This window comes from Pseudomonas sp. 32A, assembly GCF_052682255.1.
Genome location: NZ_JBQYLY010000001.1, coordinates 4,918,714 through 4,933,032 on the forward strand (window position 1 = coordinate 4,918,714; position 14,319 = coordinate 4,933,032).

Annotated in this window: 14 protein-coding genes; 6 read left to right on the top strand and 8 right to left on the bottom strand. The window is 59.7% G+C overall.

Annotation, left to right across the window (positions count from 1 at the left end; translation table 11 throughout):
* Window positions 1-66 precede the first annotated feature (66 nt).
* From ACUN0G_RS22775 to ACUN0G_RS22790, 4 genes are all read left to right on the top strand, one after another.
* A complete protein-coding gene (locus tag ACUN0G_RS22775) occupies window positions 67-522 on the top strand; it encodes a YkvA family protein (protein ID WP_258347042.1) in 456 nt (151 codons plus the stop codon).
* A 97-nt stretch (window positions 523-619) separates the two neighbouring features.
* Complete coding sequence (locus ACUN0G_RS22780; RefSeq protein WP_445574323.1) at window positions 620-958, top strand: helix-turn-helix domain-containing protein; 339 nt, start codon at window positions 620-622, stop codon at window positions 956-958.
* Window positions 955-1,326, top strand: coding sequence for a hypothetical protein (locus tag ACUN0G_RS22785; protein WP_010166435.1), 372 nt, complete (start codon window positions 955-957; stop codon window positions 1,324-1,326). Before ACUN0G_RS22780 ends, ACUN0G_RS22785 begins: the two co-directional genes overlap by 4 nt.
* Window positions 1,326-1,712, top strand: coding sequence for a tetratricopeptide repeat protein (locus ACUN0G_RS22790; protein WP_258347040.1), 387 nt, complete (start codon window positions 1,326-1,328; stop codon window positions 1,710-1,712). Before ACUN0G_RS22785 ends, ACUN0G_RS22790 begins: the two co-directional genes overlap by 1 nt.
* Before the next feature lies 1 nt (window position 1,713).
* On the opposite strand, the gene ACUN0G_RS22795 is transcribed toward ACUN0G_RS22790, so the two are convergent.
* Both ACUN0G_RS22795 and ACUN0G_RS22800 read right to left on the bottom strand, forming a co-directional pair.
* Window positions 1,714-3,492, bottom strand: a complete 1,779-nt coding sequence (locus ACUN0G_RS22795) for a bifunctional diguanylate cyclase/phosphodiesterase (RefSeq protein WP_258347039.1) — start codon at window positions 3,490-3,492, stop codon at window positions 1,714-1,716.
* Between the two features lie 111 nt (window positions 3,493-3,603).
* Window positions 3,604-5,685: a carboxy terminal-processing peptidase gene (locus ACUN0G_RS22800; RefSeq protein WP_442968524.1), complete on the bottom strand. Its 2,082-nt coding sequence runs from the start codon at window positions 5,683-5,685 to the stop codon at window positions 3,604-3,606.
* A 138-nt stretch (window positions 5,686-5,823) separates the two neighbouring features.
* Here ACUN0G_RS22800 and ACUN0G_RS22805 point away from each other — a divergent pair, with 138 nt between their 5' ends.
* Window positions 5,824-6,786 (top strand): zinc-binding dehydrogenase, encoded by a 963-nt coding sequence (locus ACUN0G_RS22805; RefSeq protein WP_445574324.1) that lies wholly within the window; start codon window positions 5,824-5,826, stop codon window positions 6,784-6,786.
* A gap of 870 nt (window positions 6,787-7,656) precedes the next feature.
* Here ACUN0G_RS22805 and ACUN0G_RS22810 read toward each other — a convergent pair.
* The 6 genes from ACUN0G_RS22810 to ACUN0G_RS22835 form a co-directional block, all read right to left on the bottom strand.
* Window positions 7,657-8,310, bottom strand: a complete 654-nt coding sequence (locus ACUN0G_RS22810) for an HAD family hydrolase (RefSeq protein ID WP_076015301.1) — start codon at window positions 8,308-8,310, stop codon at window positions 7,657-7,659.
* A gap of 29 nt (window positions 8,311-8,339) precedes the next feature.
* On the bottom strand, window positions 8,340-9,329 hold the full coding sequence (locus ACUN0G_RS22815; RefSeq protein WP_445574325.1) for an ABC transporter ATP-binding protein: 990 nt from the start codon (window positions 9,327-9,329) through the stop codon (window positions 8,340-8,342).
* Entirely contained in the window at window positions 9,326-10,126 is an 801-nt protein-coding gene (locus ACUN0G_RS22820; protein ID WP_003219747.1) for an ABC transporter permease, read from the bottom strand. Before ACUN0G_RS22820 ends, ACUN0G_RS22815 begins: the two co-directional genes overlap by 4 nt.
* A complete protein-coding gene (locus ACUN0G_RS22825; protein WP_226478521.1) occupies window positions 10,113-10,958 on the bottom strand; it encodes an ABC transporter permease in 846 nt (281 codons plus the stop codon). The genes ACUN0G_RS22820 and ACUN0G_RS22825 overlap by 14 nt, the downstream gene beginning before the upstream one ends.
* Entirely contained in the window at window positions 10,955-11,761 is an 807-nt protein-coding gene (locus tag ACUN0G_RS22830) for an alkaline phosphatase family protein (protein ID WP_445574326.1), read from the bottom strand. The genes ACUN0G_RS22825 and ACUN0G_RS22830 overlap by 4 nt, the downstream gene beginning before the upstream one ends.
* Window positions 11,762-11,948: 187 nt before the next feature.
* On the bottom strand, window positions 11,949-13,016 hold the full coding sequence (locus ACUN0G_RS22835; RefSeq protein WP_017479502.1) for an ABC transporter substrate-binding protein: 1,068 nt from the start codon (window positions 13,014-13,016) through the stop codon (window positions 11,949-11,951).
* A 351-nt stretch (window positions 13,017-13,367) separates the two neighbouring features.
* On the opposite strand from ACUN0G_RS22835, the gene ACUN0G_RS22840 reads away from it, so the two are divergent.
* Window positions 13,368-14,081, top strand: coding sequence for a UTRA domain-containing protein (locus ACUN0G_RS22840; RefSeq protein WP_445574327.1), 714 nt, complete (start codon window positions 13,368-13,370; stop codon window positions 14,079-14,081).
* Window positions 14,082-14,319: the final 238 nt, after the last annotated feature.

Here is a 14,319-nt window from a genome sequence, read left to right on the forward strand (position 1 = left end):
TCTGTTCACAAGGTTATCCACAATTTGTGTGGATAACCTTTTCTGTCGCCTGGAACTGGAGTGACGATGAAAGCACCGTTTAATTTCACCCGCTTCCTGCCCATGGCCGCCCGCCTGCTGGGCCGAGGGCGCTTGCCTACGTTGCTGTTCGCGGTGGCCGCCAAAGGCTCGAGCCAGGGCAACCGGCTGGGCAAGCTCAAGGACGACCTCAAGCTGCTCCAGGCCTTGTGCCTGGCCTATTGGCGCGGCGAATACCGGGCCATCAGCCCCAAGGCGCTGATTTCAGTGGTGGCGGGGCTGATGTACTTCCTTAGTCCGATTGATGCGATCCCGGATTTTATTCCGGTGTTCGGCATGCTCGACGACATTGCCGTGCTGGCATGGGTCATGAAGACCCTGGACGGCGAACTGAGCGCTTTTCGTGCCTGGCGCGAGCGTCAGGTCCCGGAGAAGCTTGCGGTGGTTGAGCGCCTGCCAGCGACGCCTCTGCTGCTTGAGCAGGAACAACTGAAAAAAAACTGAACCTTGCGAATATCCCCCTGCGCTCTTTGTGGCTGTTAGGATTACACTCCTAAGGAAAGTACTTACGAAGTAAGTGTTGTGATCCTACGGGGCGGTCATGGATATTCAGATAATTACAAAGGATGGCGAACCCGAATATGCGGTTCTGCCTTGGGCTCAGTATCAGGCGCTGTTAAAAGCCGCCGGTCAGCAGCAGCCGACACCTCCTGCTTCGAACATTCGCCAAGCCACTGCCGAACCGGATCTGCGCCCCCTGGAGCAGCTGCGAAGCCTGCGCGAGGCCAAAGGCCTGGCCATCGAGGCTCTTGCGCGCACAGTGGGCATCAGCCCGTCTTACCTGGGCTTGATCGAAAGTGGTGAACGCCAGCCGGACGCAGCCATCCGCCGCAGCCTGGCCTGGGAACTGGGCGTCGCAGGTTGGAGGGAAGAAACGTGAGCGTACGCATCAGCCGTCAGCATTGGGATGGGTTAATCAACGAACTGGACCAGGCGCGCCGACAGCGCCACCTCTTGACCTACCGCGCATTGCTGGAGCGCCTGCAATTTCCCACGCCGGCCATGCAAACCCTGACGGCTGCGCTGGAACACCTGGCGGCGCTGGATGCTAAGGCCGACCAGCCGCTGCGCAGTTCACTGGTGATCAGCCAGGGCGCGAGCCGCCTGCCACGCACCGGCTTCTTTGAATGTGTGGAGCGTCTTGGACGCTTCTGCGGGCCGTCTGATGGCGTGGCTGCAGCGTCGTGGCACGCATCGGAAGTGGTGCGGGTGTTTGAGTACGATTATCCCGAGTCAGCGGAGGCATAGTGTTTTGGAAGCTTAAGGCGTATGTCAGTTATTGGCTGGCGCGCAAATTGTTTCATTGGTCCTGGTTCATGCGCCAGCCACGTTGCTGGCAATGGCTTGAAGGTCAGTTCGCACGCATGGCCAATCTGGGCGACGTAGGGGCCCAGAGTTTCTACGGACATATCCTGGCGTTTCGCGGCAAGGGCCTTGGCGCCCGTGAAGAGGGCGTGCGGCTGTTGCGGCTGGCGGCCCAGGCCGGAGATGGCAAGGCGGCCTACCAGATTGGGGTGTTGAGCCTCGCGGGCAGCCTTGGCAAGGCGCCGGATCCGCTGGAAGCGGCACGCTGGTGGAAAATCGCCGCCCGGGCCGGGCACCCGTTGGCGCAGATGCGTCTGGAACAACTCTGATCTAGAGCGGCTCCGCTTCTGCCTGGCCCAACTCCAGACTGTCGATCACATGAATGCTGTAGCCGGCCACGTTCTTCGCGTGGTGCTTGGCTTGCGAGGCCAGTTCTGCCAACTGGCTGGCATCGAGTTGTCCACAGGCCTGTGGATACAAATGCACCACGCCGATGGACAGCGACAGCAAGGCAAACTCCTGGCGCACACCCTGGCGGTTCAGTGCAACGAAACAGCCCGCGTCCAGATGCTCGCTGCGATAGAAGCGCCGGCATTGAGTGTGGAAGTCGTCCAGCAACTGGTTAAGCCGCTTGCGCCAATCCTGCGGTCCCAGCACCAGCAAAAAGTCATCACCGCCGATATGCCCGACAAAGTCGCGGCTGGGGTCTACCCGGTCGTTCAGGCATTGCGCCAGGCACAGCAGCACTTCATCGCCCCGGCCATAGCCGTAGATATCGTTGAACGGTTTGAAACTGTCGATATCGACGTAGCAGATCACGGACTCACGCTGTTGCTGCAACAACCGCGTCAGGCACTGCTGGATCGGCACGTTGCCCGGCAGCAGGGTCAGCGGGTTGGCGTAGCGTGCCTGCTGGATTTTCAGCTCGGTAATCAGCTTGAGCACGTCGATCACCCGACCCAGCCCCAGGTAATCGCCGTTGAGGGTGATGATGAAATCTTCCTCGATCCGCTGGCGTGCGCGGCTGGTGAGCAGGCGGCTGACTTGCTGCAAGGACTGGCTCAGTTCCACCGCGAGGAAGTCATCACTCATCAAGCGGCTGATGGGCTTGCGGGCGAACAGGTCGGTGGCGAACGGCTTGAGCAGGGCGTCCGACAGCGAGTGCCGGTGCACGATGCCGATTGGATGGCCACGCTCATCCAGCACCGCCAGGGAGTTGAGGTTGGCCTGGCGCCGGAAGGCTTCCAGCACCTGCGCCGTGGCGGTGTGCTGGCCCACGGCCGGTTGTTCGTTGAGCAGGGCGCTGAGGTCGCTGCCTTCGTCGTTCAGCGCGACGTTGGCGCTGTCAGGTTTGGGCAACATCAACCGCGCCTCCTGCGGCGGTTGTTCCTGGGGGCGGCAGAGCAGGTAACCCTGCACCAGGTCGACGCCCATCTCGGTGAGCACCGCCAACTCTTCCGGCAATTCGATGCCTTCGGCGATGACTTGGGCTCGGGAGGCCTTGGCAATTTGCAGGATGGAGCCGACAAACTCGCGCTTGAGGGCGTCCTGGTGGATGCCGTCGATAAAATGCCGGTCGATCTTCACGTAGTCCGGGCGCAATTCCGACCACAGCCGCAGGCTGGAATAGCCGGCACCCAGGTCATCCAGGGCAATCGAAAAGCCCATGTCGCGGTAATGATGCAGCGCGGTTTGCAGCAGTTGAAAGTCGTCGGTCGGGGTTTGCTCGGTCAGTTCGATCACCACCTGGCTGGGCGGGATGCCGAAGTCGCTGAGCAGTTGCAGGGTGCGGCCAGGTTGATGGGCGGTTTCCAGCAGGGATTCGGGTGAGACGTTGAGGAACAGCTTGCCTGGCAGTTTCTGTTCGCTGAACCGCCGGCAGGCGCTTTCCCGGCAGACCATCTCCAGCTCGCTGAGGCGCCCGGCGTGGCGGGCCACGGAGAACAGCGCAATAGGGGAGTGCAGTGGGCTGTTGGACGGGCCACGGCTGAGGGCCTCGTAACCGACCACGCGTCGCTCGGACAGAGAAATGATCGGTTGGAACAGGCTGTGCAAACTGCCTTGAGCCAGGATTGAGCCCAATGCATTCAGCTGTTCGGTCATGGTCATGATTTTCTCGGTCGAAAAAAAAGGACCTGCTTGGGCAGGTCCTTCATTTCACGACAGAATGATGTCTATTTGATGACACTCCGGAGAGCGTTCACATTAAATTGCCATCATTTACTGCTTGGCCACCGTCTTACTGATTTTCAAGTAGTCCAGCAGGATGCGCCCGGTCTCGCTCAGGTAGGCATCATCTTCCGGCTTGGTTTTGTCAGGCTCGGCGGCGATCGCGTCTTCGTCTTCCTTCTTCAGTTCCTTGAGTGGGGCTTCGCCTTTAGCCTTGCGGCGGGCGTTCTCCAGCACCAGTTGCTGATTCTCGATGTCGGTGTGCTGCGCACGACGGTCGGCTTCGTTGAGGCTGACGGTTTTCTCTTCCATCAACTTCTTGGCCAGGGCCAGCTTGTCGCGGATGAAGATGAACTCGGCATCCTTGGCGGAGCGGGCTTCGTGATCAGCTTTCAGCTGTGCGATGTACGGTTTGAACGGGTCTACCGCCGGCTTGATCGCAGGACGGATGGTGTCCCACGGCATGGCCTCAGGCAGTGCGCTCTCGCCGATTTCCTTGGTGTCGATGATCGACGGGAAATCGACATCCGGCAGTACGCCCTGATGCTGGGTGCTCTGCCCGGAAACCCGGTAGAACTTGGCCAGGGTCAGTTTCAGCTCGCCATGGTTCAGCGGCTGGATGGTCTGCACGGTGCCTTTGCCGAAGGTCTGGCCGCCGATGATCAGCGCACGGTGGTAGTCCTGCATCGCGCCGGCAAAAATCTCCGAAGCGGATGCCGAGAGGCGGTTGACCAGCAACGCCATTGGCCCTTTGTAGAAGGCACCCGGGTTCTCGTCTTCCAGCACGTCCACACGGCCGTCGGCGTTACGCACCAGCACCGTCGGACCCTTGTCGATAAACAGACTGGTCAGCTCGGTGGCTTCCTGCAGGGAACCGCCGCCGTTGTTGCGCAGGTCGATGACCACGCCGTCGACTTTTTCCTTCTGCAATTCTGTCAGGATTTTCTTAACGTCGCGGGTGGTGCTCTTGTAGTCCGGATCACCGGCGCGGAACGCTTTGAAGTCCAGGTAGAACGCCGGGATCACCACCACGCCCAGTTTGTAGTCCTTGCCATCCTGCTTGAGGTTGAGGACTTGCTTCTGGACGGCCTGATCTTCGAGCTTCACCGCTTCACGGGTGATGGACACGATCTTGCTGGTCTGGTCGTTCGGGGCGTTGGTGTGCGGAATCACTTCCAGGCGCACCACGCTGCCTTTCGGACCGCGGATCAGCTTGACCACTTCATCCAGACGCCAGCCGACCACATCGACCATCTCTTTGTCGGCCTGGGCCACACCGATGATCTTGTCGGCCGGAGCAACCTGCTTGGTCTTGTCGGCCGGACCTGCCGGCACCAGACGCACGATTTTCACCTGGTCGTTATCGCTTTGCAGGACGGCACCGATGCCTTCCAGCGACAGACTCATGTTGATATCGAAATTTTCCGCGTTATCTGGTGACAGATAATTGGTATGCGGGTCGTAGGACATTGCGAAGGTGTTGATGTAGGCCTGGAAGATATCTTCGGCACGGGTCTGGTCCAGACGTGCCAACTGATTCTTGTAGCGCTTGGTCAACAGTTCCTGAATGGCCTTCGGCTCTTTGCCTGAGATCTTGTAGCGCAGGACTTCGTCCTTGACGCGTTTGCGCCACAGGTCGTCCAGTTCGGCTTCGGTGGTCAGCCAAGGAGCGTCCTTGCGGTCAACCAGCAAGGTCTCTTTCTTGGTGAAGTCGAACTGGTCGACGCCCTTGTTCAGCTCACCAATGGCGAAGTCCAGACGCGCTTTGACGCGGTCCAGGTAACGCTTGTAGATGGTGAAGCCGGGCTGCAAATCACCGCTCTTGAGGAAGTCGTCGAACTGCGTCTTCCACTTGTCGAACTCGGTGATGTCACTGGCCAGAAAATAGCTGCGCGAGGGATCCAACAGCTTGAGGTAGCTGTCGTAGATGATCACCGAGCGAGCGTCGTCCAGCGGCGGCTTGCTGTAATGGTGGCGCTTGAGCAACTCAACGACGTTGAGGCTGGCAATCACCTCATCGCGATCAGGCTGAAGATTGTCCCAGCTGTTGGCTGCGAACGTATTGCTCGATAGCGGCAGAAGGCCGATACCAATAAAAAGAGCGAGGGCGGTGCTGGGGAACAAATGCTTCATGCTGATTCGACGCGGGGGCAATTGATAACGCATATTAGGCCGTCTTTGAAGTCGCCGGTTCCATATGGGCCGGTCGCATAATGCAAAAAGCCCGGCGCTACAGCAACGGGCTCAGTCCAGACTCACTATGGAGGCACTGTGAAAGCATTGCAAGGCGTTGAAGGTCATGTGGAGTGGCAAGACGAGCCGAGTCCTACATGTGATGTAGGCCAAGTTCGCATTCATGTGGCGGCTGCGGGCCTGAATCGGGCGGATTTATTACAGCGTTCAGGGCTCTATCCACCGCCTCCTGGCGCCAGTCAGGTGTTGGGCCTGGAGTGTTCCGGGGTGATCAGTGAAGTCGGCGCCGGTTCGTCGTGGCAGGTGGGTGATCGCGTTTGCGCCTTGCTCGCTGGTGGCGGGATGGCTGAAGAAGTGGTGGTGGATGCGCGGCATGTACTGCCGGTGCCGGAGGGCGTGTCGCTGGTGGAAGCGGCCGGGTTGCCCGAGGTGTACAGCACTGCGTGGCTGAATCTGTTCCAGCTGGCGGGCCTCAAGCCTGGGGAGAAGGTGTTGTTGCATGCTGGCGCCAGTGGGGTGGGCTCGGCGGCGATTCAGTTGTGCAAGGCGTTTGGTAGCCCGTGTTGGGTCAGTGTGGGGTCGGCGGATCGCCTGGCGTACTGTGAGGCGCTGGGGGCTCAGGGGGGTGTGGTACGTACTGACGGCATCGAGGGCTTGAAGGATTTTGGACCGTTCGATGTGATTCTTGACCCGGTGGGGGGGAATTACGCGGCGCTGAATCTCAAGCTGGCGGCGCGTGATGGGCGCTGGGTGTTGATCGGGTTGATGGGAGGGCGTGAGGCGCAGATCGATCTGGCGCAGGTGTTGGCCAAGCGTGTGCAGGTGTTGGGGTCGACGTTGCGTAGCCGGGATGATCAGTTCAAGGCTGACCTGTTCAGTGACTTGAGCCAGCATGTGTGGCCGTTGTTTGCCGAGGGCCGTTTGAGTCCGCAATTGGCCAAGACGTTTCCGATCAAGGATGCTGAGGCTGCGTTTGCTGAGCTGGCGACTAATCGGATTTCCGGGAAGCTGGTGTTGGTGATTGACGAGAGTCTGACCTGATTTCAGATGCGACATTTGTGTTGGGGGGGAGTTGGGCTGGGTGTATATCCGTTATTTAGGTAACGGCCGCCTATGGTTCCGCTCTTACAGCGGCTCACTTTTGAACAGCGCAAAAGTAAGCAAAACGCTCTTGCCCCACCACTCGGCACCTCGCCTAGGCTCGGTGTGCCCTCACTCCGGCTTTGGACCGTGGGCCGCCGTCATGGGCCATCCCTGGCCCAGGACGGCTAACCCGGCGTCCTGCCGGGTTACCCACGCTCCAAAGCCTGCGTTCGGCCAGCGTGGTTTAACGGGGCGCCTAAGATCAAGATCAAAAGCAAAAGCACAGCGGCCTCCCGGCCGGCTTGAGTGTTGAAGAGCAAAATCAAAAGCTAAAGCGGGCACGGTCCAAAAAATGTGGGAGCGGGCTTGCTCGCGAAGGTCGTTAACGATGACGCGGGCATTCTGGATGAACGCGGCGCTCTCAGGTTCTTCGCGAGCAAGCCCGCTCCCACAGAAAAGCAGCTCTGTTTTCGCTCTGGTTTTTGCTTTTGCTTTTAACACTCAAGCCGGCCGGTAGGCCGCTGTGCTTTTGCTTTTGATTTTGATCTGACTGCCCCAATAAGCCCGAGGCCGAACGCAGGTATTGCGGAGCGGGTAAACCGGCAGGACGCCGGTTTAGCCGCGCCGGGCCATGGATGGCCCGTCGCGGCGGCCCGCGGAGCAATGCCGGAGTGAGGGAACGCCGAGCCCAAGCGAGGCGCCGACAGGCGGGGCAGAGCCCTTTGCTTACTTTGGGGCTTTTCCAAAGTGAGCCGCTGTAAGAGCGAAACCATAGGCGGCCGTTACCTAAATAACGGATATGTACTCACCTAAAACCAGCGCAAAACGTCACACCCAATGATGAATCGGCCACCCAGCCTTCTCAGCATGCGCCCGCAACACCGGGTCCGGATTCACCACCTGCGGGTTTTCCACCTTCAGCAACAGCGGCAAGTCATTGCGCGAATCCGAGTAGAAGTACGCCCCATCAAGGTGCTCACCTTCCTGCTCCAGCCATTCCATCAAGCGGGTGATCTTGCCTTCGCGGTACGTCAGTACACCCGTGGTCTTGCCGCTGTACACCCCATGAGCAACGTCCAACTCGATCCCCAACACTTCATCAATGCCGATACGCGCCGCAATCGGCTTCACCAGGTGCGTCCCCGACGCGGAGATCACCAGAATCCGGTCACCATTCTGGCGGTGCCGGGCGATAGTCCGGGTAGCTTCGCTGTAGATCAGCGGCTCGATAACGTCTTCCACCCACGGCTCAACAAGGTGCTCGATCTCTTCCGGCGTGCGCCCGATCATCGGCTCCAGGCTGAAGTCCATGTAGTCCTCCATGGCCAGTTCACCACGGCTGTAGGCCGCCATCAGTTCGTCGTTCTTGCGCATGAACGACTCGCCATCCACCCAGCCCAGGCGGCCCATCTGCTCGCTCCACAGGGTGGCGCAGTCGCCGTGGATCAGGGTGTCGTCCAGATCAAAAATTACCAAAGCCATCAGTCACGCTCTCTCAAATAAATCGTGCGTCAGGCTACTTCACACAACGCACTTGGGTCGATGGAAAGTGCCAATCGCTGACCGTCCGGGTGCAGATCGTCAGCCGAGCGGTTGAGCACGTCCACCACCAATTCCACCCCACGGGCTTCGATGCGATAGCGAATCACGTTGCCCAACAGGCTGTGGCTGCGCACCAGCGCGTCCAGTTCGCCGCTGCGGCTGAGTTCGATGGCTTCCGGGCGAATGGCGATGCGCCCGGTGATCGGTCGCTGCAACAGTTTGCTGGCCTTGTCGGCGTCCAGCAGGTTGTAGTTGCCAATAAAGCCGGCAGCGAACACATCCACCGGCGCGGTGTAGAGGGTCTCGGCATCGCCGCTCTGCACGATCTTGCCCTGGTTCATCAGGAAGATCCGGTCGGACATGGTCAGGGCTTCTTCCTGGTCATGGGTCACGAAGATGGTGGTCAGGCCCAGCTCACGCTGGATCTGGCGAATCTGTTCGCGCAGGTGCTTGCGAATCCGTGCGTCGAGGGCCGACAGCGGTTCATCCAGCAGCAACAGGCGCGGGCGCGTCACCAGGGAGCGGGCGAGGGCCACGCGCTGGCACTGACCGCCGGACATCTGGTGCGGGTAGCGGCCGGCGAGTTCTTTCAGCTCCACCAGTTGCAGCACTTCCTGCACGCGTTTGCGGCTGTCGTCGGCATTGACCTTCTGCATGCGCAGGCCGAAAGCGACGTTCTGTTCCACGGTCATGTTGGGGAACAGCGCGTAGCTCTGGAACACCATGCCGATATGCCGCTTCTGCGGGCTCAGCGGAACGATGTCCTGGCCGTCCAGCAGGATTTTCCCGCTGTCTACCGAGGTCAGGCCGGCGATGCAGCGCAGCAGGGTCGACTTGCCGCAGCCTGACGGGCCGAGCAGGGTGACGAATTCGCCTTTGGCGATTTCGCAGTTGATGTCACTGAAGACCGGCGTGCCGGCGTAGCCTTTTTGCAGGTGTTGGACGCTGACGAAGCTCATTGGCTTTTGTCCTTGTTCAAGATGTTGGCGGCCCAGGTCAGCACCAGCACAAAGAAGAAATAGGAGATCACCAGGGCACTGGTGAAGTGGCCGCTGCTGTTACGCATATTGTTGAGGTACACCTGCAGGGTTTCGTAGCGGGTGCCCACCAGGATGTTGGCGAACACGAACTCGCCGAACAGGAACGAGAACGACAGCAGCAACGCCACCATCAAGCCCTTGCGCAGGTTGGGCAGTACCACCAGGAACGCAGCCTGGAAGGTGCTGGCGCCGAGCAGTTGGGCGGCGTCCATCAGGTCCCGCAGGTTGATCGCTTGCAGGTTGTTGGTGATCGCGCGGTACATGAACGGCAGCGCTACGGTGAAGTAGCAACCGATCAGGATCCACGGCGTACCCACCATTGCAAACGGCCCCGAGCCGTAGAGCTGCAACAGTCCCACCGACGACACCACCGGCGGCACCGCGAAGGGCAGCAGGATCAGGATGTTCATCAGCGCGTCGAGTTTTGGAAAGTGGTAATGCACCACAAACAGCAGCGGCAGGATCAGTACCACCGACAAGATAAGCGCACCGACACACACCAGCAGCGATTGGCCGAAGGCATTCAGGAAGCGCGGGTCACTCCACAGCTGGATGTACCACTTGAAGGTAAAACCGGACGGCAGGATGGTTGCCGACCAACTGCTGGCGATGGAGTAGACCAGGGTACCGAGCAACGGCAGCACCAGGATCGCAAACAACAGGTACACCACTACGCGGTGGTAGAGGGCGGCCGAGCCAGGTTCAGCGCGAGACATGGTAGCTCCTCTTGAGCAGCAGTTGATGGACCACGGTCACCACGGTCATCAGCGCCACCAGCACCACGGCCAGGGCGCTGGCCATGTTCGGGTCCAGGGAGATGTCGCCGGAGACCATCGCCGCGATACGGATCGGCAGCACGTTGAAGTTGCCGGTGGTCAGCGCGTACACCGTGGCGTAGGCGCCGAGGGCGTTGGCCAGCAGGATCACGAAGGTGCCCAGCAGCGCCGGCGTCAGCACCGGCAGACCGATGTGCCGCCAGTACTGCCAACCGTCCGCGCCCAGCAATGAAGCAGACTCGCGCCAGTCTTCGCGCAACGCGTCGAAGGCCGGGTAGAGCAGCAGCACGCCGAGGGGAATCTGGAAGTAGGTATAAAGGATGATCAGGCCGGTCTTGGAGTACAGGTTGAAGTCCTGAATGATCCCGGCCTGCTTGAGCATGATGGTGATGCTGCCGTTGAACCCCAGCAGGATGATGAACGCGAAAGCCAATGGCACGCCGGCAAAGTTGCTGGTCATGTTGGCGAATGCGGTCACGAAATTACGCAGCCGTCCGTCCACCCGGCGCAGCGAGTAGCTGCCCAGCACGGCGATGATGATCCCGAATACGCTGGAATAGAAACTGATCTCCAGGCTGTACTGGATCGCCTGCATATAGAACTTCGAACTGAAGATCTTGCTGAAGTTGGCCAGGCCCCAGCCGAATTCTTCCGACTGGACGCTGCTGATCATCACCCACACCAGCGGGGCGATCTCGAACACGATAAAGAAGAGGGCGAAGGGCACCAGGCACAAGGCAGCCAGCCATTTGCCGCGGATCACTGAATTCACTTCAACAGCTCCCGGCATACAGGCTTGTCGTGGGGCACACCGAGCAGCTCGCAGACGGTGCCGCACAGCTCGGTTTGCTTGGGTGTGGCATGGGTGTCGAGGCTGAATGCATCACCCAGCACAAACAGCGGCACTTCCCGTTCTTCCGGCAGCAGGCCGTTGTGGGAGCGGTCGTTGTTCATGCCGTGGTCGGCCGTCACCAGCACCTGGTAACCGGCGTCGAGCCAGCCTTGCAGGTAGTCGGCGAGGATGATGTCGGCCGAGCGCGCGCTGTTGCGGTATTGCGGGGTGTCGAGGCCGTGCTTGTGGCCGGCATCGTCGATGTTCATCGGGTGCACCATCAGGAAATTCGGCACGTGTTTGAGGCGCAGGCTTTCGGCGTCGGCAAACAGGTGCGAGTCCGGGTAATGGTCATTCCAGTAGAAATGCCCGTGCTGGATCGGCAGCGCCGGGTCGTTGGTATGACGATCGCGGGCGGCGATGAAGGGACTGCGGTTATACAACTCGCTGACCCAGTGATAGGCCGCCGCCGCCGTGGATAATCCGGCGTCGGTGGCGTAATGGAAAATGCTGCGCTGGTTGGACAGGCGCGAGACGTTGTTGTGGACGATACCGCTCTCGATCGGCGGGACGCCGGTGAGGATGCATTCGTACAGAGGCCGGGACAGGGCCGGCAGTTCACATTCCAGTTTGTACAGTGCTGCGCGTCCTGCGCCGATATAGGCCTGCAAGTGCCCCATGGCGTGTCGGGCAACCTCGTAATTCAGGCCGTCGAGCACGACAAGGATGACGTTGTGCTTCATAGGGGCTGGGGCTCCGCAACAAATAGGCTTGACTCGGTTTTTCGGTTGGAACACCGATCAAATGTGGGAGCTGGCTTGCCTGCGATAGCGGTGTGTCAGTCGACAATACTGCTGAATGTCATACCGCTATCGCAGGCAAGCCAGCTCCCACATTGACCGCGCTCCACTTAAATAGGCGTGTTAAGCCTTACTGCATATTGATGATGACTTCTTCCTGCCACTTCTGCGGCAGTGCCTTGGAGGTCTTCTCCCAAGCGTCGGCGTCTTTGATCGGCGTGACTTTCTTGTACTGCTCGTTAGGCAGCAGCTTGGCCTGTACGTCGGCTGGCAAGGTCAGGTGTTCGGCACGAATCGGCCGCGCATTGCCACGGGCCAGGTTGGTTTGGCCGGCATCGCTGAAGATGTATTCGCGGGTCAGCTTGGCGGCGTTCGGGTGCTTGGCGTATTTGTTGATGATGGTGGTGTAGCCGGAAATCACCGAGCCGTCCGACGGGATCAGCACCACGTAGTCATCCGGGTTGGCCATCTTGGCTTTGTAGCTCAGGCCGTTGAAGTCCCAGACCACGCCCACTTCCACTTCGCCTTTTTCCATGGTGGCGATGGTCGGGTTGGCCAGCGACAGGCGGCCTTGCTTGGCGATGTCGGCGAACATCAGCAATGCAGGCTGAATGTTCTTCTCGTCACCACCGTTGGCCAGTGCAGCGGCGAGTACACCGTTGGCAGCCTGGGCGGCGGTACTTACGTCACCGATGGACACCTTGTATTTGCCGGTCTTCAGGTCAGCCCAGCTTTTTGGGGCTTCGGAGCCGTGCAGCAGCTTTTTGTTGACGATAAACGCGATGGTGCCGGTGTAGGCCAGTGCCCAGTTACCGTCTTTGTCTTTCGCCCAATCCGGGACTTGTGCCCAGGTAGTCGGCTTGTACGGTTGAGTAACGCCCTGTTTCACCGCGATTGGGCCGAAGGCTGCACCGACGTCGCCGATGTCGGCGCTGGCGTTGTCTTTTTCTGCCGCAAACTTGGCGACTTCCTGGGCCGAGCTCATGTCGGTGTCGATGTGCTTGAGGCCATAGATCTTGGCCAGGTCGTCCCAGGTGCCTTTCCAGTTGGCCCAGTCATCGGGCATGCCGACGCTGTTGACGGCGCCTTCCGCTTTCGCGGCGGCTTCGAGCGTTTTCAAATCGGTATCAGCAGCCATGGCGGCGGTGCACATGGCAATGGTCGAGCCTAACAGTGATGCCAGGAAAAGCTGTTTCATCCGAAGCTCCTTTGGGCGTTTTCAACGCTGCGTTTTTATGAACGATTGCGAAGGTGTTGGTCTAGGTCAGCAATACACGAGCCAATTTAGGCGTGCCGGATGACAGTTTCATGTCGATGTCGTTTTTTGTTGGCCTGGACGAGGGGTTGCCGGATAAGCGTAGACCATGCCAAACCGCCCGGAACCCTTGGACTTGGCCGATGTATTGCAGGTCTTGTGGCAGAACGTCGCGAGGCGCTGTCATCTGTCGGTCATGTGTAATGCCTAGGCTTGCACGCAATAGCAGAGGCGCGTTTAGCGGGCGTTTTGTGCACCTGAATAGTGCTGGTCTAGTCCAGATAGGTAACGTTGATGCGTGATGAGGCAACCAAGGCGGTGACAACCATTGGCCTGGCGCTGCAAGAGCAGATCGACCATGGCTTGTTGGCGCCTGGCAGTAAGCTGCCGGCCGAGCGCAAGCTGAGCGAGTTGTTTGGTACCACCCGCATTACGGTGCGGGAAGCCTTGTTACAACTTGAGGCACAAGGGCAGATTTATCGCGAGGAGCGGCGGGGGTGGTTTGTGTCGCCGCCCAGGCTTGCCTACAACTTGATGCAGCGCAGCCATTTTCACGCGATGGTGAGTGCGCAGGGGCGGGTGCCGTCGACCGAGGTGATTTCGGCGCGGTTGCAGCCGGCTTCGGCGGCGGTGTGTGCGTGGTTGCAGTTGCCGGCGTTGTCCAGTGTGATTCAGATTTGCCGGGGGCGCAGGATTGATGGGCGGTTGGTGTTGTATGTGGAGCACTATCTGAACCCGCAGTATTTTCCGGGGATTCTGGAGTGTGATTTGAATCAGTCGATTACGGAGTTGTATGCGCGGGTGTATGACTTGCACTACGGGCGGGTGCGGTTTGAGATTGTGCCGACGTCATTGCAGGTTGAGGCGGCTGCGGCGTTGAGGGTGTCGGTGGGGAGCCCGGGGTTGCGGATTGCTCGGGTTAATTATGATCAGCATGAGCGGTTGATTGATTGTGATCTGGAGTTTTGGCGGCATGATGCGATTCATGTGGGGGTGGATGTGGTTTGACGGGGTGACGTGGGGCGCGTTGATGGTTTGACGGTGTACATATCCGTTGTTGCGGTAACGGCCACTTAGGGTTCCGCTCTTACAGCGGGTCACTTTTGGCAAACGCCCCAAAAGTAACCAAAAGGTCTTTGCCCCACCACTCGGTGCCTCGCTTAGGCTCGGCATGCCCGCACTCCGGCCCGATTCCGCGGGCCGCCGCGACGGGCCATCCATGGCCCGGCGCGGCTAAATCGGCTTC